This is a genomic window from Kribbella sp. C-35, from assembly GCF_046549195.1.
GTDB lineage: Bacteria > Actinomycetota > Actinomycetes > Propionibacteriales > Kribbellaceae > Kribbella.
Window position 1 is genome coordinate 25,094 of record NZ_JAJPWG010000007.1, and the last position, 19,986, is coordinate 45,079.

Annotated in this window: 19 protein-coding genes; 12 read left to right on the forward strand and 7 right to left on the reverse strand. The window is 68.6% G+C overall.

Annotated features, from left to right (window positions below; all coding sequences use genetic code 11):
* Positions 1 to 406: 406 nt before the first annotated feature.
* The 7 genes from ald (at position 407) to ACLJOO_RS37770 (ending at position 6,905) form a co-directional block, all read left to right on the forward strand.
* Positions 407 to 1,522, forward strand: coding sequence for an alanine dehydrogenase (gene ald / locus ACLJOO_RS37740; protein ID WP_410792528.1), 1,116 nt, complete (start codon positions 407 to 409; stop codon positions 1,520 to 1,522).
* Complete coding sequence (gene xerD / locus ACLJOO_RS37745; protein ID WP_410793114.1) at positions 1,519 to 2,454, forward strand: site-specific tyrosine recombinase XerD; 936 nt, start codon at positions 1,519 to 1,521, stop codon at positions 2,452 to 2,454. The genes ald and xerD overlap by 4 nt, the downstream gene beginning before the upstream one ends.
* Before the next feature lie 277 nt (positions 2,455 to 2,731).
* A complete protein-coding gene (locus ACLJOO_RS37750) occupies positions 2,732 to 3,724 on the forward strand; it encodes a ParA family protein (protein ID WP_410793116.1) in 993 nt (330 codons plus the stop codon).
* Positions 3,709 to 4,074, forward strand: a complete 366-nt coding sequence (locus ACLJOO_RS37755) for a hypothetical protein (protein WP_410792530.1) — start codon at positions 3,709 to 3,711, stop codon at positions 4,072 to 4,074. Before ACLJOO_RS37750 ends, ACLJOO_RS37755 begins: the two co-directional genes overlap by 16 nt.
* A 26-nt stretch (positions 4,075 to 4,100) precedes the next feature.
* Complete coding sequence (locus ACLJOO_RS37760; RefSeq protein WP_410792532.1) at positions 4,101 to 5,057, forward strand: segregation and condensation protein A; 957 nt, start codon at positions 4,101 to 4,103, stop codon at positions 5,055 to 5,057.
* Positions 5,058 to 5,206: 149 nt separating this feature from the next.
* Positions 5,207 to 6,181: an SMC-Scp complex subunit ScpB gene (scpB, locus tag ACLJOO_RS37765; protein WP_410792534.1), complete on the forward strand. Its 975-nt coding sequence runs from the start codon at positions 5,207 to 5,209 to the stop codon at positions 6,179 to 6,181.
* Positions 6,171 to 6,905 carry a pseudouridine synthase gene (locus ACLJOO_RS37770; protein ID WP_410792535.1) on the forward strand — a complete coding sequence of 245 codons (735 nt, stop codon included), beginning with the start codon at positions 6,171 to 6,173 and terminating at the stop codon, positions 6,903 to 6,905. Before scpB ends, ACLJOO_RS37770 begins: the two co-directional genes overlap by 11 nt.
* A 6-nt stretch (positions 6,906 to 6,911) precedes the next feature.
* Here ACLJOO_RS37770 and ACLJOO_RS37775 read toward each other — a convergent pair whose 3' ends face one another.
* Genes ACLJOO_RS37775 through ACLJOO_RS37790 form a run of 4 tightly spaced genes read right to left on the reverse strand, consistent with a single transcriptional unit; the run spans position 6,912 to position 10,951 of the window.
* Positions 6,912 to 7,844 carry a hypothetical protein gene (locus ACLJOO_RS37775; RefSeq protein WP_410792536.1) on the reverse strand — a complete coding sequence of 311 codons (933 nt, stop codon included), beginning with the start codon at positions 7,842 to 7,844 and terminating at the stop codon, positions 6,912 to 6,914.
* Positions 7,845 to 7,879: 35 nt separating this feature from the next.
* Positions 7,880 to 8,797, reverse strand: coding sequence for a hypothetical protein (locus ACLJOO_RS37780; protein WP_410792538.1), 918 nt, complete (start codon positions 8,795 to 8,797; stop codon positions 7,880 to 7,882).
* A 43-nt stretch (positions 8,798 to 8,840) separates the two neighbouring features.
* Entirely contained in the window at positions 8,841 to 10,040 is a 1,200-nt protein-coding gene (locus ACLJOO_RS37785) for an alpha/beta hydrolase (protein WP_410792539.1), read from the reverse strand.
* Complete coding sequence (locus ACLJOO_RS37790) at positions 10,037 to 10,951, reverse strand: hypothetical protein (RefSeq protein ID WP_410792541.1); 915 nt, start codon at positions 10,949 to 10,951, stop codon at positions 10,037 to 10,039. The genes ACLJOO_RS37785 and ACLJOO_RS37790 overlap by 4 nt, the downstream gene beginning before the upstream one ends.
* Positions 10,952 to 11,083: 132 nt before the next feature.
* Between ACLJOO_RS37790 and pafA the strand changes: the two genes are divergently transcribed.
* The 3 genes from pafA (at position 11,084) to ACLJOO_RS37805 (ending at position 14,924) form a co-directional block, all read left to right on the forward strand.
* On the forward strand, positions 11,084 to 12,445 hold the full coding sequence (gene pafA / locus ACLJOO_RS37795; protein WP_131291073.1) for a Pup--protein ligase: 1,362 nt from the start codon (positions 11,084 to 11,086) through the stop codon (positions 12,443 to 12,445).
* 51 nt (positions 12,446 to 12,496) lie between these two features.
* Positions 12,497 to 13,783 carry a GNAT family N-acetyltransferase gene (locus ACLJOO_RS37800; protein WP_410792543.1) on the forward strand — a complete coding sequence of 429 codons (1,287 nt, stop codon included), beginning with the start codon at positions 12,497 to 12,499 and terminating at the stop codon, positions 13,781 to 13,783.
* A gap of 178 nt (positions 13,784 to 13,961) precedes the next feature.
* Positions 13,962 to 14,924 carry an FKBP-type peptidyl-prolyl cis-trans isomerase gene (locus tag ACLJOO_RS37805; RefSeq protein ID WP_410792545.1) on the forward strand — a complete coding sequence of 321 codons (963 nt, stop codon included), beginning with the start codon at positions 13,962 to 13,964 and terminating at the stop codon, positions 14,922 to 14,924.
* A gap of 52 nt (positions 14,925 to 14,976) precedes the next feature.
* Here the strand turns inward: ACLJOO_RS37805 and ACLJOO_RS37810 are convergent, their stop codons facing one another.
* Both ACLJOO_RS37810 and ACLJOO_RS37815 read right to left on the reverse strand, forming a co-directional pair.
* Complete coding sequence (locus tag ACLJOO_RS37810; RefSeq protein ID WP_410792546.1) at positions 14,977 to 15,474, reverse strand: hypothetical protein; 498 nt, start codon at positions 15,472 to 15,474, stop codon at positions 14,977 to 14,979.
* 31 nt (positions 15,475 to 15,505) lie between these two features.
* Positions 15,506 to 16,606 (reverse strand): DUF3866 family protein, encoded by a 1,101-nt coding sequence (locus tag ACLJOO_RS37815; protein WP_410792547.1) that lies wholly within the window; start codon positions 16,604 to 16,606, stop codon positions 15,506 to 15,508.
* Positions 16,607 to 16,789: 183 nt separating this feature from the next.
* Between ACLJOO_RS37815 and ACLJOO_RS37820 the strand changes: the two genes are divergently transcribed.
* The gene (locus ACLJOO_RS37820; protein WP_410792549.1) at positions 16,790 to 17,746 is read left to right on the forward strand and encodes a helix-turn-helix transcriptional regulator; all 957 of its coding nucleotides are present in this window, start codon (positions 16,790 to 16,792) and stop codon (positions 17,744 to 17,746) included.
* Positions 17,743 to 18,714, forward strand: coding sequence for a helix-turn-helix transcriptional regulator (locus ACLJOO_RS37825; RefSeq protein ID WP_410792551.1), 972 nt, complete (start codon positions 17,743 to 17,745; stop codon positions 18,712 to 18,714). Before ACLJOO_RS37820 ends, ACLJOO_RS37825 begins: the two co-directional genes overlap by 4 nt.
* Here ACLJOO_RS37825 and ACLJOO_RS37830 read toward each other — a convergent pair.
* Entirely contained in the window at positions 18,711 to 19,901 is a 1,191-nt protein-coding gene (locus ACLJOO_RS37830) for a winged helix DNA-binding domain-containing protein (protein WP_410792552.1), read from the reverse strand. The genes ACLJOO_RS37825 and ACLJOO_RS37830 overlap by 4 nt on opposite strands.
* Positions 19,902 to 19,986: the final 85 nt, after the last annotated feature.

The window sequence follows — 19,986 nt, forward strand, 5'->3', positions numbered from 1 at the left end:
TCCGTACTCCTTCTCGTCGGACGTCCCGCACTGTGCAACCCGGGGCGGACGGGCACCATTCCAAAGCATCCCTGACGCCTACGAATGCCCGTCAATGATCGTTGCCACGTCAGCCGGAGTCAGAGGTGTGTACCCGTAGTCGTGCAGGCAGATGATCTGGTCCGCACCGAGTCCGTCCAAGTAGTTGAGAGGTGCATGAACGGCCGGCGATTTTTGCCGTAATGCTTCCATTGGATTAATGCCGGGGTACGCGCAGAGTGTCGGGTGACGATCAGACCATCCGGTCGGCTGGTATGAACCCTGCGGGCTTACACTCGGCAGCGACCTAGCGGCATACCCCTCAACCGCCGGGCCGCGGACACAACGACGTGGGCCGCACACCTGGAGCGTGAAAGAAGGGCGAGTTGTGAAGGTCGGAGTACCGAAGGAAGTCAAGAACCACGAGTACCGGGTGGCGATCACCCCGTCCGGTGTGCACGAGTTCGTGCGCAGCGGGCACGAGGTTCTGATCGAGCAGGGGGCGGGCGCCGGTTCGCTGATCCCGGACGACGAGTTCGTCGCCGCCGGGGCGCGGATCGTGTCAGAGGCGGACGATGTCTGGGCCGACGCGGAGCTGGTGCTCAAGGTCAAGGAGCCGGTGGCGGAGGAGTATCACCGGATGCGCAAGGACCAGGTGCTGTTCACGTACCTGCACCTCGCCGCCAGCCAGGACTGCACCGACGCGCTCCTGAAGTCGGGTATCACCGGAATCGCCTACGAGACGGTGCAGCTGCCGGACGGCACGCTGCCGTTGCTGGCGCCGATGAGCGAGGTTGCCGGCCGGCTGGCGCCGCAGTCGGGTGCGTACCACCTGATGGCGCAGGGCGGCGGTCGTGGCGTACTGCTCGGCGGCGTATCCGGCGTACACCCCGCTCGCGTGGTCATCCTCGGTGCCGGTGTCTCCGGGATGAACGCGGCCGCGATCGCGCTCGGCATGCAGGCACAGGTGCAGCTGTTCGACCGCAACATCGCGCGGTTGCGGCAGGCCGACCAGATCTACCAGGGTCACCTGCTGACGATCGCGTCGAACGCGTTCGAGATCGAGAAGGCGGTCCTCGAAGCCGACCTGGTCATCGGCGCGGTGCTGGTCGTCGGGGCCAAGGCGCCGAAGCTGGTCACCAACGACATGGTCAGCCGCATGAAGCCGGGCAGCGTGCTCGTCGACATCGCGATCGACCAGGGCGGCTGCTTCGAGGACTCACGTCCGACCACGCACGCCGACCCGGTCTACCCCATCCACAACTCGCTGTTCTACTGCGTCGCGAACATGCCCGGTGCGGTGCCGAACACGTCGACGTACGCACTCACGAACGTGACGCTGCCGTACGCGATCGAGCTGGCGAACCTCGGGTGGCGCGAGGCGCTGAAGCAGGACCACAGCCTGGCGCTCGGCCTGAACACGTTCGACGGGCACGTCACCTACGGTCCGGTCGCGGAGGCGCACGACCTGTCGCAGCTGAAGCTCGACGAGGTGCTGGTCTGAGCAACATCGCACGGGCGGTCAGCGCGTACCTCGACCATCTCACGGTCGAGCGCGGCCTGGCCGCCAACACGTTGGCGTCGTACCGGCGTGACCTGCGCCGGTACGACGGCTACCTCGCGGCCACGGAGATCGACGACCTCGGCCGGATCACGGAGACCGTGGTCGGCGACTTCCTGATGCGGTTGCGCGAGGGCGACGCCGACCACCCGCCACTGACCGCATCCAGTGCGGGGCGGACCGTGGTGGCGGTCCGCGGCTTCCACAAGTTCTGTGTACGTGAGGGACTGACCGCAGTGGACCCTGCGGCGGCTGTGAAGCCACCTGCCCCGCCGCAGCGGCTGCCGAAGGCCCTGTCTGTCGACGAGGTGACCAGGATCCTCTCAGCCGCCGCTGGGGCCGAAGCGGAGCCTGCTGTCCTGGCAACGCGCGATGCGGCGTTGCTGGAGTTCCTGTACGGCACAGGCGCCCGTATCTCGGAGGCGGTCGGGCTGGACGTCGACGACATCGACCTGGACGCAGGTGCGGTGCTGCTGCGCGGTAAGGGCAGCAAGGAGCGGGTAGTACCTGTTGGCACCTACGCCCGTGAGGCGCTGTCGGCGTACCTGGTCCGTGGACGCCCCGAGCTGGTGTCACGCGGTCGCGGCACCCCTGCGCTCTTCCTGAATGCCCGCGGCGGTCGCCTGTCCCGGCAGAGCGCTTGGACGGTACTGCGTCGTGCAGCTCAGCGGGCCGGGATCACGAAGGAGATCTCCCCGCACACGCTGCGGCACTCGTACGCGACACATCTCCTCGACGGCGGGGCCGACGTACGTGTGGTCCAGGAGCTGCTGGGACATGCCTCCGTGACGACGACGCAGGTCTACACACTGGTGACGGTCGACAAGCTCCGCGAGGTCTACGCCACCTCACACCCCCGGGCGCTGTCCACCTGAGGGCTACCCGGTGAGCCGAGTGCGTGGACGGTGTGCGATCATCTCGTCACGGCCGGTGATCCGGGGAGGGTGATCGGCCGAGTTCGGAGCTTTGTCGACAAACAGCCCCACCCCGCTGCGGAGTGGCTGGTTGAGAGTGCTTGAATGCACGCTTACAGTCGCTGGGATCGCCCGTATCGGTTGAAAGGTTTGACGAGTCATGAACGAGTCGACATTCCCGGGCACCGAACACGTGATGGGCCACCTTCCGGTACCGGAGCCGGCCCAGCCGATCAGCATGCCACCGACGACCCCACCCAGCAGCCCGCCGCGGCCGGCGCCCACGGCGCCGCGGGGCCTGCCCGACAACTATGCGGAGATGCCGAAGCCGACGGCCAAGCTCACCGCGGAGGACCTCGCACCCGTGAACGACCCGAACGGTCCGCGTCACAAGATCGGACCGACCGGCCGGCCGCTGCCGGACCTGCCGGTGCCGCAGCCACCCGCCAAGACCGGCCCGGCGCAGGTGATCGCGATGTGCAACCAGAAGGGCGGCGTCGGCAAGACCACCACCACGATCAACCTCGGCGCGGCGATCGCCGAGACCGGTCGCAAGGTGCTGCTGATCGACTTCGACCCGCAGGGATCCGCCTCGATCGGTCTCGGCGTCCAGCCGCACGACCTCGAGCTGTCGGTCTACAACCTGCTGATGCAGCGCGACATCACCCCCGACGAGGTGATCCAGGCGACCCGGGTGGAGAACCTCGATCTGCTGCCGGCCAACATCGACCTGTCGGCGGCCGAGGTCCAGCTGGTCCAAGAGGTGGCCCGCGAGTACACGCTGCAGCGGGTGCTGGACCCGATCATCCCGCTGTACGACGTGATCCTGATCGACTGCGCCCCGTCGCTCGGTCTGCTCACCGTGAACGCGCTGACCGCGTCGAACGGCATCGTCGTACCGCTCGAGTGCGAGTTCTTCGCGCTCCGCGGCCTCGCGATGCTCACCGACACGATCGCCAAGGTGCAGGACCGGCTGAACCCCAAGCTGGAGATCGTCGGGATCCTCGGCACCATGTTCGACGGGCGGACGACGCACGCCCGGGAGGTCCTCGACCGGGTGGTCCAGGCCTTCGACGAGCGCGTCTTCCACACCGTCATCCGGCGTACCGTCAAGTTCCCCGAGACCACGGTCGTCGGCGAACCGATCACGACGTACGCGCCCTCGTCCCAAGCGGCTACGCAGTACCGCGACCTTGCCAAGGAGGTGCTGGCGCGTTGTCCCGCCGGGTGAGCCTGCCAGGTGCCAGTGAACTCTTCGGGGGTGCGGCACCGAAGCAGACCAGACCCGAGAAGCGCACCACCACTGACGGACCGCCGGCGTCGACCGTGCGGTCCCGCACGACGGTCGTCGACGACCGGAAGTCGAGTGGTCGGATCCGGCACGACACGAAGATCACCGTGTACGTGACGGAGGAGGAGCTGCTCGGCCTGGAACAGACCAGACTCGCGCTACGCGCGGAGCACGGCCTGATGGCCGACCGGGGCCGAATCGTCCGCGAGGCGATCGACGTCCTGCTCGCCGACTTCGTCGACCACGGGCCGGACTCGGTCCTGGTACGGCGGCTGAAGGCGTCGGAGTGACCGTGTCCTCCTCGGACTCGTTACCGTTGGACCTCGGAACTGACGCCGCCCCGGCTGTTGCCGAGGGCAAGGGGTTCAGTGTTCACCTGGTGAACTTCGAGGGGCCGTTCGACCTGCTCCTGCAGCTGATCTCGAAGCACAAGCTGGACATCACCGAGATCGCGTTGTCGGTGATCACGGACGACTTCATCGCGCACATCAAGGCGCTGGGGTCGGAGTGGGACCTCGACCAGACGTCGGAGTTCCTGCTGATCGCGGCGACGCTGCTGGATCTGAAGGCGGCGCGGTTGCTGCCGAAGGGTGAGGTCGAGGACGACGAGGACCTGGCGCTGCTCGAGGCGCGGGATCTGTTGTTCGCGCGGCTGTTGCAGTACCGGGCGTTCAAGCAGATCGCGGCGCTGGTGCAGGAGCGGATGGCGGTCGAATCGCGTCGGTTCCCGCGGGCCGTTGGGGTGGAGCCGCGGTTCGCGGAGCTGTTGCCTGAGGTGTTGCTGGGGCTTGATCCGGCCGGGTTGGCGGCGCTGGCCGCTCGCGCGATGGCACCGAAGAACGATGTGCCGGAGGGGGTCTCGCTCGCCCACCTGCACGCGCCTGCCGTGACTGTTCGCGAGCAGGCGGTGGTGATCGTCGATCGGTTGCGCCGGCAACGGAGTACGACGTTCCGGGCGTTGATCTCCGACTCTCCGGACACCGTCACCACTGTTTGCCGGTTCCTGGCGTTGCTGGAGCTGTTCCGGGAGGCGGCTGTGACGTTTGATCAGGTGACGCCGTTGGGGGAACTGACTATTCGGTGGACCGGGACCGACGACGGCGAGATCTCCGTCAGCGACGAGTTCGACGAGGAACAGCAACCCGCCGACGAGTCCGGCGAGGCGCCGGTCGTCGAAGACGAGACGCACTTCCTCGAACCCGGTGAGAGTCTCACCGACGAATCCGACATCCAAGACCCCGCCCCAGACGAATCCGAGACGGCAAACCAGTGACCAACTCCCACCACCCCTCCACCGAGGATCAGCCGTCCACCACCCCCGACGCTGTTGCTTCGGCAGCTTCAGCCGAGGTTGGGGAGGGTTTTGCACCCGAATCGGCCAGTAATCCTCCCCAACCCGAGGTAACTGACGCGGTCGACGCGGTGGATGAGTTGGCCGAGGCGACCGACGAAGCGGGCGAGGATGAAGCGGGCGCGGATGAAGCGGGCGCCGATGAGGAGCATTTGCCGCCGGGGCAGACTTCGGTGCCGGTGGGGGATGAGGTTGTTGTTGACGACGCGACGATGCGGCGGGCGCTCGAGGCGATTCTGATGGTGACGGACGAGCCGTTGCCGGTGCTGACGATGGCTCGTGCGGTGGGCCGGCCGACGGGTGATGTGGGTGCGGCGCTCGAGGAGTTGGCGGCGGAGTACACCGAGCAGGGGCGTGGGTTCGACCTGCGCGAGGTCGGCGGCGGCTGGCGGTACTACACCCGCGTCGAGGCCGCGCCGTACGTCGAACGCTTCGTCCTCGACGGTCAGCAGGCGCGCCTCACGCAGGCTGCACTCGAGACCCTCGCCGTGGTCGCCTACAAGCAGCCGGTCAGCCGGGCGCGCGTGTCTGCGATCCGTGGGGTGAACGTGGACGGCGTGATGCGTACGCTCGTCGCCCGCGGTCTGGTGGAGGAGGCCGGTTCGGACACGGAGTCGCAGGCGACCCTGTACCGCACGACGACGTACTTCCTCGAACGCATGGGCATGCAGTCCCTCGACGACCTCCCCGAACTCGCCCCGTACCTCCCCGACATGGACGACATCGAGGACGAACTAGCCGCCCAAACCCTCCCACCCGCATCCGCCGACCCTCAGCCGTCGTCAGAGGCAGAGGCCGGAGAGGCTGAGAGTTCGAGCGACGCCGCCGAACCCGCGCCCGACACCACCTCCACCGAGACGGACGAGACATCCGCTGAGGAGTACGCCGAGGATGCGGACGCCGAGGAAGCCGGTTCCGAGGACGTAGGCGCCGAGGACGTTGATGTCGAGGACGTTGATGTCGAGGACGTGGACGTGGAAGCTGACGACGTGGAAGCTGAAGGTGCGGGTGCTGGTGTGGAGGCGGGGGTTCGGGATGGGGGATGACAGCGGGGTTCGGTTGCAGAAGGTTTTGGCTCGGGCGGGAGTTGCCTCGCGGCGGAACTCGGAGATTTTGATCGAGGAGGGGCGGGTCGAGGTCGACGGGCGGGTGGTGACGGAGTTCGGGGTTCGGGTGGATCCTGAGACGGCGGTCATCCGGGTCGACGGGGCGCGGATTCCGCCGGTGAGTGCGAACGTGTACCTGGTCCTGAACAAGCCCCGCGGCGTCGTGACCACGATGTCCGACCCGCAAGGGCGCCCGTGTATCGCGGACTTCGTGGAGGACCGGCCGGAGCGGCTGTTCCACATCGGCCGGCTCGACACCGACACCGAGGGTCTGCTGCTGCTCACGAACCACGGCGAGTTCGCGCATCGCCTGGCGCACCCGTCGTACGAGGTCTCCAAGACGTACGTCGCCGAGGTCGAGGGCAACGTCAAACCGGGGGTACTGCGCTCGCTCCTGGACGGTGTCGAGCTCGACGACGGACCGGCCCGCGCGGACACGGTGAAGGTCGTGTCCACGGTGCCCGGCCGGACCCTCGTGGAGATGTCGCTCCACGAGGGCCGCAACCGGATCGTCCGCCGGATGTTCGACGCGGTCGGTCACCCGGTGAAGCGGCTGACCCGTACCGCGATCGGCCCGGTCCGCCGCGGCAACCTCCACACCGGCGAACTCCGCGAACTCGACCCGCCCGAACTAGGCCAGCTCCTCGACCTCGTAGACCTCTGACCGGGTCTACTCGCCGAACAGCTGCTCGTACTCCTGGTCGTCGTCGAAGAGCCGGGAGTACGCCGCCTCGTTGAACGTGCGCGGCACCTTGCCGAACGCCTTGATCACGGTCGCCGTCCCGTTGGCGTGCCCGAACTCGTACAGGTACGGCGTACCGGTCTCCTTGTCGACGCCCACCACGATCGTCTTCTTGTCGCAGCTGTCCGCGACCAGCGCCTCGAACCCTTGCCAGGTGGAGCGCCGCACGACCTTCACCACGGGCTTGCCGGTGAGCGGGATCCGGATCGTGTACAAGGCCCCGGCGCGCGTGCTGGCGAGGAACGTGTCGTACGTCGCGGTCTGGCTGATCAGCGTCATCGTCTTGACCGCGCTGAACCCGGCGTACGTCGTCTTCTGCGCGAACGACGTACCGTCGACGACCTTCCAGCGCAGGATGTTGTCGCCCAGGACGGCGTACATGTTATGGCGGACCAGTGTGGTGCCGCGGTTGAACCGGGAGCTCTCCAGGTAGCGGACATCGCCCCAGCCGCCGCCGATCGGGGTCCGCTTCACAGTGGCCGGATCGACCTCGCCGGCGAACCCGTTCACCGTGTAGGTCAGCAGGTTGAGGGTGGACCCGAGTACTACGTACTGCCGCCGGCTCTCACCCGTCTGCTCGGCGTTCGTCTGTGTGCCGATTCCACTGGCCACTCGGAGTTGGTTGTCCGGCAGCAGGTCCTTGCCGCCCCACCTGCTCGGGCTGGCACCCGGCGGGCTTACTCCGGACAGGACGCGCAGGATCAGGTCCCCTCCGCTGGTGGTCGAGCCCAGCACCAGCTGGCAGAACCCTGCTCCCGGCACTGGACCCGACGTCGGAGCAGCAGTAGCCGGCGCTGCGTGTACCAGCGCCCCCGCAGCCATCGCGAGCCCCAGCAACCCTGCCGCACGCTTCCTGATCATCCCGCACCCCTCTGTATGTCGCTGTAATGGAATGACTACTCACCGTAGAGCTGGAGGTTCGCCTCTGAGCTGCCGGGATAGTGGCGGAAGTACGTCTTGTCCTCAGGTGCGGCCAACTGATCGCCGACCCGGCCCAACCCCTTGATGACCGTGGCGGTCCCGTTGGCGTGGCTGACGGCGTACAGGTAGCCGCGCCGGGTGTCCCTGTCGATGGCCAGCAGCAGCGTGCTCTGCGAACCGCACTTCTCGGCGATCAGCGTCTCGAACGTCTGCCACGTCGAGGCACGCACCTTCTTCACCACCGGCTTGCCGCTCACCGGGATCCGGATCGTGTACAGCGCCCCGCCGCGAGTGTTGGCGAGGAACGTGTCGTACGTCGCGGTCTGGCTGATCAGCGTCATCGTCTTCACCGCTGAGAACCCGGTGTACGTCGCCTTGGCGCGCCAGCCGGACCCGTCAACGATCCAGCGCGAGATGATGTCGCCCTGCAACGCGTACGTATTGGTGCGCGTCCTGGTCCCGTAGTACGTCGACTGTTCCAGGTACGTCTGGTGGATCCAGCCCCCGCCTACCTTGGTCTTCTTCACCGAGTCAGGGTCGAGCTGACCGCTGACAGTGGCGTAGCTGAACCGGTACAGGTCCGTCCCCATCACCACGTACCCCCGTTCCAGCATGGCGGCCGGCGGGTCCGGCTCCCAGCCGACGGACGTCGCGAGCCGCACCGAGTCGACCGGGAACAACGCCTTCGGCCCGACGCTCGGCGGCGCCGCCGTCACGGGACTGGTCGCGGTGATCCGCTGGAACTTGTGATCGCCCTGCACGGTCACCGTGCCGAGCGTCATCGAACAGGCCGCGCTCGCCTGCCCGGCCGCAGCCTGCACCGGTACCGGCACCAGTGCTGCTGCCGTCATCGCCGCGCCCAGTGCACCCGCGGCGATCCGCCATCTGGTCATACAGCCCCCTTCGGAGGAGTCGTGTCATCCACCTCGATGCCGACTATCCCGAAAAGGTTAGGAAACGGTCGAAGAACTCCCGAACCAGTCGCCGTACGGCGGGTACGCCGCAGCGCGACGCCCCGACGAGCTTGGCCCGCGCGGCAGCCGTCATCAGCCCGGCGGACTGCAGCTGCGGCGCGAGCGCGGCGTAGTCCGTCCAGATCCAGTGGTTCGCGTCGGGCAACTGCACCCGCCGTACCGGACCGCCGTGTGAGAGCACAGCCGACCACGTACGGTCGAAACGCTCGTCCCGGAACCCGTCCGTCCCGGCGAGCAGCAGCGGCTTACGGGTGCCGTGCTGAGCGATCGGATAGAGCTCACCGTCCAGCGTGTCCAGGTAGCCCTCCAGATTGGCGGCCGCGCGGACGAGTGGGTGCTCGAGCGACACTGCGGCCGTCGCTCCACCAGCTGAGTGCCCGTAGACACCAACTCGCCGCAGGTCGATTGACTCGTGCAGATCCGACAGGTGGTCGAGTACGAACCGCATGTCGGCGAACCGCGTGTCCATCATCAGCCGCGACCGCACTGGGTCCGTCTGCACGTCCGGTCCGATCTCGATGACCCGTAGCCGCCCGTCCGGGAACACCACCTCGCTCGCCTCACCCGGGTGGTCCAGCGTGAGTACGACGTACCCGTGGCTGGCGAGCTCCTCCGCCAGGGAGGTGCCGATGGTGCGCGGGTCTGCACCGCCAGGGCTGTAGAGCAGCGTGGGGCGTCGTCCGGGCAGAGGCGGTGCGTCGACGTACGAGTGGGTCAGGGTGGCGGCCCAGTTCACTCCACTGGTCGGGAGCTCCGGATGCAGCACGCCGGCGTCGAGGCCCTTGAAGACCTCTGCGGCGGCTGGTGCGAGCTGGGGTGCGTGCTGATGTCCGTGTACGACGGTGGCGGGGTAGAAGACCGTTAGCGCGAGCTCACGGGTGGGTGCGCTGTTCCAGGGGTCGGGACGCTGAGAGTCGACCAGTGTGCGGGTCGTTGTACCGACGTGCCAGCGGCCGGTGGGAGCGGGCAGACGGAGTGTCAGGTCGGTGGCCGCGGACGCTGAGAGCGGGAGGGCACCTGTCAGAGCGGAGGCGGCGGTTGCGGTAAGGAAGGTTCGTCGTCTCATGCCGACGACGCTGTCAGCCCACCGGCCGCTGGTCAGCGGATGCGGTGGGATCTCCACCCGGACTTCCAGCTCCGGGTGGAGACCCCACAGCGTCATGCGCCGGACAGGACGGTCCCGGCGTTGTAGTAGCGGAAGTACGAGTCGTCGGCCGGGAAGGTGGTCGGGACCTTGCCGAGGCCCTTGATGACCGTCGCGGCGCCGTTGGCGTGGCTGACCGCGTACAGGTAGCCCGCGCCGGTGTCCTTGTCGATGCCGAGCAGCAGGGTGCCGTAGTTGCCGCACTTCTCGGCGATGAGTGTCTCGAAGCCCTGCCAGGTCGAGGTGCGGATCTTCGTCACCACCGGCTTGCCGGAGCCCGTGGGCACCTGGACGGTGTAGAGCGCGCCGCCGTTCGTCGTCGCCAGGAACGTGTCGTACGCACGGCCCTGACCGATCAGCGTCATCGTCTTGACCGAGCTGAAGCCGCCGAAGGTGGTGTAGTACTTCCAGCCGCTCGGGGTGACCGTCCAGCGAGCGATCAGGCCGTCGGTGAACTGGTTGATCAGCGAGTAGACATTGGACCGGCTGTAGCCCGCCGCGGAGTACCGGCTGAGCTCGACGTACTTGTGCAGCTCGTCCCAGCCGCCACCGACCAGGGTCTGCTTGACGCTGCCCGGTACGACGGAGACTCCGGTGCCGTCCGTGGTGTAGCTGGTGCCGTACATCCGCGGACCGAGAGCTACCAGGCCGGTGCGCTGCTCGCCGGCCGGTGCCACTAGCTCGGTGCGCACCGAAGTGGGCAGATGCGCCTGCCCGTCCGGGTAGAGATTCATCGGGCCGAGCAGCCGGACACTGGCCGAGGGGGCCGCGGTGATGGTCTGGAGGGTGTGGTCACCACCTGGGGTGACCGAGCCGAGCCGCAGCGAGCATGCCGCGGAGGACTGGGCCGGTGCCGCACTGGCAGGTGCAGCCGCGAATCCTGCCGCGAGCAGGACCCCGGCGGCGAGCAGTCGCCCGTGTTTGAGCATCTGAAATCCTTTCGTCAGTGGTCTCGATGCGGGCGGACGGCTCATTGTTGCGGGCATCAAAGGGATAACGCCGTACGACGGCGCGCCTGAGACACCCCCCGGTTGTCGGAAGTGCGCCGTAGTGTGGGTGATGTGAACCGGCGAATCTTCGGTCTGGAGAACGAGTACGGCGTCACCTGTACGTTCCGCGGGCAGCGGCGACTGACCCCGGACGAGGTGGCGCGGTACCTGTTTCGGCGGGTCGTGTCCTGGGGGCGGAGCAGCAACGTCTTCCTCCGCAACGGGGCCCGGCTCTACCTCGACGTGGGCTCCCACCCGGAGTACGCGACCGGGGAGTGCGATTCGGTCACCGACCTGATCGCGCACGACAAGGCCGGCGAGCGAATCCTCGAAGGCCTGCTGGTCGACGCGCAGAAGCGGCTGCACGACGAGGGCATCTTCGGCGACGTCTACCTGTTCAAGAACAACACCGACTCGGCCGGCAACAGCTACGGCTGCCACGAGAACTACCTGGTCAGCCGGCACGGCGACTTCGCCAAGCTGGCCGACGTGCTGATCCCGTTCCTGGTCACCCGGCAGCTGATCTGCGGCGCCGGCAAGGTGCTGCAGACGCCGCGCGGCGCGGTCTACTCCGTGTCGCAGCGCGCCGAGCACATCTGGGAAGGGGTCTCCAGCGCGACCACCCGGTCCCGGCCGATCATCAACACCCGCGACGAGCCGCACGCGGACGCCGAGCGGTTCCGCCGGCTGCACGTGATCGTCGGCGACTCGAACATGTCCGAGACCACGATGCTGCTCAAGGTGGCCAGCACCGACCTGGTGCTGCGGATGATCGAGGCCGGCATCGTGATGCGCGACCTGACCCTGGACAACCCGATCCGGGCGATCCGCGAGATCAGTCACGACATGACCGGCCGCCGCGAGGTGCGGCTGGCGAACGGCCGCGAGGCCTCGGCGCTGGACATCCAGACGGAGTACCTGACCAAGGCGCGCGACTTCGTCGACCGCCGTGAGCTGGGGACGCCGGCCGTCGAGCGGGCGCTGTCGCTGTGGGAGCGGACGCTGAAGGCGATCGAGTCCGGTGATCTGTCCGGGATCGAGCGCGAGATCGACTGGGTGATCAAGTACCGGCTGATCGAGCGGTACCGGTCGCAGAACAACCTCGGTCTGGCCAGCCCGCGGGTCGCGCAGCTCGACCTGGCGTACCACGACATCCACCGGCCGCGCGGGTTGTACTACCTGCTCGAGCGCCGGGGCGCGGTCACCCGGGTCGTCGACGACCTGCGGGTCTTCGAGGCCAAGTCGGTTCCGCCGCAGACCACGCGGGCGCGGCTGCGCGGCGAGTTCATCAAGCGGGCCCAGGAGCGGCGCCGGGACTTCACCGTCGACTGGGTGCACCTGAAGCTCAACGACCAGGCCCAGCGCACCGTGCTGTGCAAGGACCCGTTCAAGTCCCACGACGAGCGTGTGGAGAAGCTGATCGCCAGCATGTAGGTGATCACTAAATAGAGTGCTTGGTCGCCATGCGCTGCTTAGAAAGGGCGCATGGCGATTGATATCCGGCCGATCACCGCGGCCGAGTCCCAGGAGTACCTGCGCGTCCTGCCGTACGTGAACGGCTTCCCGCAGGAGGAGCCCGAGCCGTCGGCCTGGTACGCCGGCAGCGCGGCCTGGCCACCACAGGTCCAGAAGACGGCGGCGGAGCTCGAGCAGGACGCCGAGGAGCTGCTGACGGACTGGTTCCGGCCACAGGCCGCGTTCGTCGACGGCAAGATCGCAGGTGCGTCGGCGATCGTCTCGGTGCAGGTCACCGTCCCGGGTGGACAACAGGTAGCCCTTGGCGGCGTGACAGCGACCGCTGTGCTGCCGACGTACCGGAGGCGTGGACTGCTCCGGAAGATCATGTCGGCGATGCTGGACGACTGCCGGGAGCGCGGTGAGTTCCTTGCCGGGTTGAGCGCGAGCGAGGCGACCATCTACGGGCGGTACGGGTTCTCGCCCGCGACGTTCCAGCACCGGTGGGAGGTACGGCGTACCGACGTCGTCTTCCGCTCCGAGTTCACGGATCCGGGTGCGCTGGACCTGGTGGACGGTGTGGAAGCGGCGAAGGCGTGGCCGGTACTGCACGAGCAGGTGCGGGCCGAGCGCGTCGGCGAGATCAGCCCGCTGCCGGGGAAGTGGGACGGGCTCGCGGGCGGTGGGCTGCCGCGGGACGGGTCCGGGCCGGCGCATCACCTGATCCATCGCGACGCGACGGGTGCTGTGGACGGCGCCGCGATCTTCCGGTTGCCGTGGTCACCGGATCCGGAGCAGGCCGGCGTACTGCAGGTGGAGGCGTTCGAGGCGCTGACGTCGGATGCGTACCGTGCGTTGTGGGGCTTGCTGTTGGACTTCGATCTCACGAAGCGCGTTGTGGCCGCGCGGCGACCGGTCGACGAGCCGCTGCGGTGGATGCTGACCAACCCGCGAGCGCTGAAGCTGACTCGGACCCGGGACAACCTCTGGCTGCGTGTTCTCGACGTACGGCGTGCTCTTGAAGCTCGTGCCTACGCAGCGACCGATTCACTCGTGCTGGACGTGTCCGACGACCTGTACGGCGGCGGACGCTGGCGACTGGACGCAGCACCGGACGGCGCCACCTGCACCGCAGTGGACGAGGAGCCCGACCTCAGCCTGAGTGTCAACGAGCTGGGCTCGCTGTACCTCGGCGGAGTCCGCGCAAACGAGCTCTCGTACGCCGGACGCATCGCGGAGCGCACACCCCGCGCCGTGTCACGCCTGGACGCACTCCTGCGACCAGATCGCGCTCCCCACAACGCGGTCGGTTTCTGAGCCCTGTGAATGTGCTGTGAGTCTGCTCCACAAGTGCTGTGTGACTGTGCGTGGTGTGACGCAACGGTGACGCACGGGGCCGGTCACCCAGTTGAGTCCGCAGGCTAGGGTGGTCCGCGTTGTTGACCGGAGGCAATCGGCGCACACCCGCGCCGGGATGGTTCGAGGTGCTGGTTTCGTGCGCAAGTTGTTGAGTTTTGTCGTAGTCGCGGCGCTGGGGGCGTCCCTGGTGGCGTGTGGCGACAACGGGTTCGGGGCCGGCGGTATCAAGGTGACCTCGGACTTCGGACAGAAGCCGACCATCACCCACCGCGAAGGTGACCCGGAGAAGCAGCTGGTGACCGAGGTCCTCAAGGAGGGCGACGGTCCCGAGGTGAAGAAGGGCGAGCTGCTCACCGCGAACTACCTCGGCCAGATCTGGCGCGACGGCAAGGTCTTCGACAACTCCTACGACCGCGGCGCCCCGTCGTCGTTCCCGATCGGTGTCGGCAGCGTCATCGGCGGCTGGGACGAGGGCCTGGTCGGTAAGAAGATCGGCAGCCGCGTGCTGCTCTCGGTCCCGTCCGACAAGGGCTACAAGGCCGACGGCAAGGAAGAAGCCGGGATCAAGGGCGACGACACCCTGATCTTCGTCGTCGACCTGGTCAGCGCGGCCGGCAACGACACCCCGCTGAACGCCGAGGCGGTCACCCCGTCGACACCGACCAAGATCAAGGTCTCCGGCCCGCTGAACGCCGCGCCGACGGTCACGGTCGCGGCCGGCACCAAGCCGCCGGCGAAGCCGGGCAAGCCGGTCGTGTTCGCGCTGGGCAAGGGCAAGCCGATCGAGAAGGGCGACCAGCTGGTCGGCCGGTTCGTCATCTACGACTACACCGGCAAGAAGCAGGTCAGCACCTGGGACGCCCAGCCTGCCACCGCGCAGAGCCCCGCGCAGCCGGCTGCTCCGACCGACCAGCTCCCGGCGGTCGGCCCGGTCGCCGGCAAGGCCGGGCCGCTCGACGGCTTCGCCGGAATCCCGATCGGCAGCCGCGTGCTGGTCGAGCTCCCGACCCAGAAGGACCAGGCCGGCAAGGCTGTCAGCGCGTTCGCCGTGATCGACGTCCTGAACGCCTTCCCGGCCCCGAAGCAGACCGGCCAGTAATTCCGAACCCGAAGGACCGGCTCCCAGCTCGGGAGGCCGGTCCTTCGGCATTTCAGCGGGTACGCCGGACCGGGCGGCCGCTGAACCAGCGGTTCGCGTCGGCGTGGAAGCTGAGCACGATCGCTGTGATCACCGCGGTGAGGTGGACGCAGCGGATCGCGCCGAAGGCGATGAAGGACGCGGACCAGTCGAGGGCGCCGAAGTCTCCGTCGCGCAAGAACCAGCCGACCGGCCCGACCGCCAGCGAGGCGATGCCGACCGTGCCGAGCAGACCGGTGAGCAGCCAGCGGGACCAGCGGACACCAGGGCGGAAGTAGCGGTCGATCACCACGAACAGGCCGCCGTATACGATCGCGCGGAACGTGATCTGGACGAGCAGTCCGAGGACGGAGGAGCCGTCGGCGATCGCGCCGGCAACTCCGAGCACGGACTCGGCGACACCGGCACCAACGGCTGCGAACCACAGCGTCGTCGCACCCCGAACAGCCAGCGGCGGCTGCGGCCGGGCGACGTCATGAATCGTGAGATCGCGATGCTTGGCGCTGTTCATACCACCACTGTCGCCGCGAAGCGCCTCCGGATCAGGAGTACTGCGACCCCACTCCAGGTAGTGGTACGTCCACCAGACGAGCCGCGTGCCGGCCCGCGGCGGCGGCAGCTTCGAAGTAGGCGCGGTCTTCGTCCAGGGCGCGGCCCATGGTCGACAGCTTGACGGGGGCCGCCTGCAGCGCGTCGTACAGCCCGTCGACTCCCACACGCACCACGCGGTGCCGTGCCTTCAGTGGCTCGGCAGCATCGCGTACGGCGTCGCCGAAGTCGCCGGACAGGTCCGGTACGACGACATCGGCCGGCTGGAGCGCTACGCGGCCGTACGCGGTGAGGCTGTGGTGCGAGATGCCGCGGTGGCGTGGACGCGGGTCCGCCTCCGAGATCCGGAGAGAGGCGACGGCGCGGCCGCCCAGTGTGCCGATCGCGTTGACCGCCTCACCTGACTGCACGCCGGAGAACCCCCAGCGAGTACCTGTGCCCAGGTTGCCCGGGCCCTGAGTGATGACGACCAGTTCGGCCGAGAGGACCTGTACGGCGGTCAGCAACCCGGTGTGGACAGTCACCGCCTCGCGGTCACCGCCGTACGCCTGGCCGACCGTCACGGTGCCGCTGAGCCAACCGGCGTCGCGCAGGGTCGCAACACTCCGCGAGAACGCCAGCGGCAGCGCACCGCCGTCCGTCATCACGTAGACGACCCGTGTGGTCGGCCGCGCCTCGTAGACACCAGCCAGCACGGCCGGGAGTGCGGAGTGCAGGTCCGCGACCACTACCGGCGTACCGAAGAGGTCGTCCGCGTCCCGCAGTACGTCGTGATCGGGGGAGTCCTGCTCGTCCGCACCCAGCACCATCGCCTGCAGCGGCGTGTACCGCGCCTTCACGAGGTGCCCGCGCTCCGGCGGGTCCTCCGGCAAACGGTCCGGTACGGCGACCACGAGCGCGTACCCGCCTGTGCCCAGACCGCGGTCCAGCGCGCCTACGTTGAGCAGCACGCGGTCCCCGGCCACCGGCGTACCGACCAGGTCCGGGTAGGCCAGCGCGCGCACGGGCTGCTCGCCGACCATCACTGTCAGTTCCAGCGCACCGGCCCAGCTCCGCCCGACCTGCGCCACCACACCGTCCCGCCACCGAATCACAGCCCGACCCTAGGGCATGACCCCCAACCCCACGCCTACTGCGCGGCACTCGGCGGGCACCTCGCCGAGCACCTGCTCGCTACGGCGTGGGGTTGGGGGCCATACCCACTGGGTCGAGCAGGTGTTCGAAGTTCTGGTGCGGAAAGACGGGTTTTGGACGCCCGGAGGCCGTAAGGTGGTCGGGTGTCGGCGCGGAAGAGTGAGCGACTGCTCAACGTGGTCATCTGCCTCCTGGTCGCGCGCACCTATGTGACCAAGGAGCGGATCCGCGAGGTCGTCGAGGGGTACGCGGGACAGACCGACGACGCCTTCGAGAAGATGTTCGAGCGCGACAAGGACGAGCTGCGCGACCTCGGCATTCCGATCGAGATGGGCACGATCGACAAGTTCTTCTCCGACGACGTCGGCTACCGGATCCGCCGGGACGTCTTCGAGTTGCCCGAAGTGCACCTGGAGCCGGACGAGGCCGCCGTGCTCGGCGTCGCCGCGCGGGTCTGGCAGCACGCCGGTCTGTCCGAGGCGACCACGTCGGCGGTGCTGAAGCTGAAGGCGGCCGGGATCCAGACCGACCAGTCGGCGCTGAGCGCGATCGAGCCGCATGTCGGAGCGTCGGAGCCGGCCTTCGACCCGCTGTGGGCCGCTGTCGTGGCACGGCAGGCGGTGCGCTTCCAGCACCTGCGCAGTGGCGCGTCCGAGCCGATGAGGCGGACGCTCGAGCCGTGGGGGATCGTCTCGTGGCACGGCCGCTGGTACGTCGTCGGCCGGGACCGCGATCGCGAGGCGACCCGGATGTTCCGGATGTCCCGGATCGGCGGAGACGTGAAGACGGTGGGGGAGCCGGCCGCGTTCACCGTGCCGGAGGGGACGGACCTGCGGTCGCTGGTCACCGAACTGGCCCCGCCGCGGCCGACCTCGGAGGCGAAGGTGCGGGCGCGGACCGGGTCGTGTGTGAGCCTGCGGCGCCGCGCGAACGCCATCGAGCCGTACGAGGAGGGCTGGGACCTGCTGCACGTCCCGTATGCCGACTCATCGGTCCTGGCCGAGGAGATCGCGTCGTACGGACCTGATGCGGTCGTCGAAGGACCTGGCGACGTGCTGGACGGCGTGCTGTGGCGACTGCGGACGGTGGCCGGCGTATGAGCAATGCACGAGACCAGGTGCAGCGGTTGCTGGCGCTGGTGCCGTACCTGCGGGAGAACGACGGTGCTCGCGTCGACGACGTCGCCAAGGAGTTCGGCGTACGGCCGAAGCAGATCATCGCGGACCTGAAGGTGCTGTGGTTCTGCGGGCTGCCGGGTGCGCAGATGGGCGATCTGATCGAGATCGACATCGAGGCGGCCGAGGGTGACGGGGTCATCCACATCAACAACGCGGACTACCTCGCGCGACCGCTGCGGCTGGCCGCGGCGGAGGCGCTGGCGCTGCTGACCGCGCTGCGGACCCTGCGCGAGGTGACGGCCGGTCCGGACCGGGACGCCGTCGACCGCGCGATCGCGAAGCTGGAGCGGGCCGCCGGCGAGGCAGCGGCGGCGAGTGAGGGCGCGGCCGCGCACGTTCACGTCGAGCCGGCCGCACCGGAGATCGCCGAGGTCGTCAACCGCGGGCTGGCTGAGAAACGGCGGTTGCACCTGACGTACGACGTACCGTCACGGGACGAGACGACCGAGCGCGACGTGGACCCGATGCGGCTCGTCGTGTCGGACGGGCGTACGTACCTGGAAGCCTGGTGCCGCCTGGCCGAGGACGTCCGGCTCTTCCGCCTGGACCGGATCGCCGCGGTCAAGCTCCTCGACCTCCCGAGCGAGCCGCCGCCGGAGGCGACGCCGCGGGACCTGTCCAATGGCATGTTCCAGCCGTCGGAGTGCGACCTGCTGGCGACTCTGAGGCTCGCTCCGCCGGCCCGCTGGGTCGCCGAGTACTACCCGAACGAGTCCGTCGAAGAGGGCCCCGAGAACTCCCTCATCGTCAAACTCCGCGTCGCCGACACCGCCTGGCTCCAGCGCCTGGTCCTCCGCCTCGGCGGAGCCGCCACGGTCCTGGACCCGCCGGACCTGACCACGCAGATCGCAGCCACAGCTCGCGAGGCGCTCTCGGCGTACGACGACTAACCCTGGCTGAGCTGTTTCTCGAGTGGGGAGCGGAAGCGGGGCGTGACACGGACGCCTGCCAGCCAGGTGGTCCAGCGGGCGGCTTCCGACTCGACGAGAGCCGTGGTCTCTGCGCCTACGTCCTCCAGTAGCTGGTACCGGACCTCGCCGGACTCTGGCTGGCCCCACGCGCCGATGATCCGGCCGTCCGACCAGATGCTGGGCCCGATGTTGCCGGTGTTGTCGAAGAGCTTCGACTTGTGCGGGCCCAGGAACCACTCGCGCTCCTTCCAGCCCATGGGCGTCGGGTCGAGACCTGGCAGGAACGCCACCCATGGGTCGACCGGGACATCCGGCGCCTCGTCGCCCGGCAGTACGTACCCGACCTGACCGTCCAGGTCCACCTCAACCGCCTCGACAGCCGTCAGCGCCTTCCGCGTCTGGCCCAGCGTCCACCCGGCCCACCACTGCAGATCAGCCGCCGTACCTGGTCCGAACGACTCCAGCCACGCCCGCGCGAGCGTCACGCGCGCCGCCTCCGCAGCCGGCTTGTCGCCGAGCCCACCGGGCAGCCAGTCCACAGCAGGTGACCACTGGTGCTGGCCGCTCAGCCAGGTCCCCAGCGGGCGCCCCCGCACGATCCGTCCCTCAGCTGCCAGCTGGAACAACACCCGGCTCGTCACATACGGCTGGGCGGCGTACGCCTTCCCGACCGCCATGTTGAGCCGTGTCCGCAACCGCGGCTCGTCAGCAGCCAGCTCCTGCGCCGTCGCGGACCCCCGCAGCGCCAGCGCGGTCGCCGTCGACTCCTCGACCGCCGCCAGCCACTGCCCGCACGACTCAGTGCCGTCCGCGATCCCGGACTCGGCCAGGTGCTTGACGAGCAACTTCCGCTGCTTCACGGCGATGTCGTCCGTGCACGCCGCCTGCACCACAGGCGCGAACGGCGTCGGTACGACGAACACCGTGCGCCGCATGCCCAGCATCCGGATCAGCGAACGATCGTCGTACAGGGCACGCTCCGTGCTCGCGACGTCACTCCCCGGCACCCGGGCGGCGACGCTCAGATGCACCGTGGCCGGATCGGTCGCGTGTAGCGCCACCATCGACGCGGCCGCCTCGACCGGATCGGCCGCCTGGCAGCCCGCTCCGAGCCGATGCCGCCGCCCGAGCCGCGTCCGCCGCTCCTCGACCCCGATCCGCACCATCCACGACCCCTAGCCTCGGCTGTACCACCCTGCGGGACACTCGGTTTTACCATCACGTTCCGACACCGTTGTCCCCCGAGACCCA

Coding starts and splice junctions, on each gene's coding strand:
- ACLJOO_RS37750 (WP_410793116.1), top strand. CDS start 2,732: ATGCCACCGACGACCCCACCCAGCAGCCCGCCGCGGCCGGCGCCCACG.
- ACLJOO_RS37770 (WP_410792535.1), top strand. CDS start 6,171: ATGGGGGATGACAGCGGGGTTCGGTTGCAGAAGGTTTTGGCTCGGGCG.
- ACLJOO_RS37775 (WP_410792536.1), bottom strand. CDS start 7,844: ATGATCAGGAAGCGTGCGGCAGGGTTGCTGGGGCTCGCGATGGCTGCG.
- ACLJOO_RS37780 (WP_410792538.1), bottom strand. CDS start 8,797: ATGACCAGATGGCGGATCGCCGCGGGTGCACTGGGCGCGGCGATGACG.
- ACLJOO_RS37785 (WP_410792539.1), bottom strand. CDS start 10,040: ATGACGCTGTGGGGTCTCCACCCGGAGCTGGAAGTCCGGGTGGAGATC.
- ACLJOO_RS37790 (WP_410792541.1), bottom strand. CDS start 10,951: ATGCTCAAACACGGGCGACTGCTCGCCGCCGGGGTCCTGCTCGCGGCA.
- ACLJOO_RS37800 (WP_410792543.1), top strand. CDS start 12,497: ATGGCGATTGATATCCGGCCGATCACCGCGGCCGAGTCCCAGGAGTAC.
- ACLJOO_RS37810 (WP_410792546.1), bottom strand. CDS start 15,474: ATGAACAGCGCCAAGCATCGCGATCTCACGATTCATGACGTCGCCCGG.
- ACLJOO_RS37825 (WP_410792551.1), top strand. CDS start 17,743: ATGAGCAATGCACGAGACCAGGTGCAGCGGTTGCTGGCGCTGGTGCCG.
- ACLJOO_RS37830 (WP_410792552.1), bottom strand. CDS start 19,901: ATGGTGCGGATCGGGGTCGAGGAGCGGCGGACGCGGCTCGGGCGGCGG.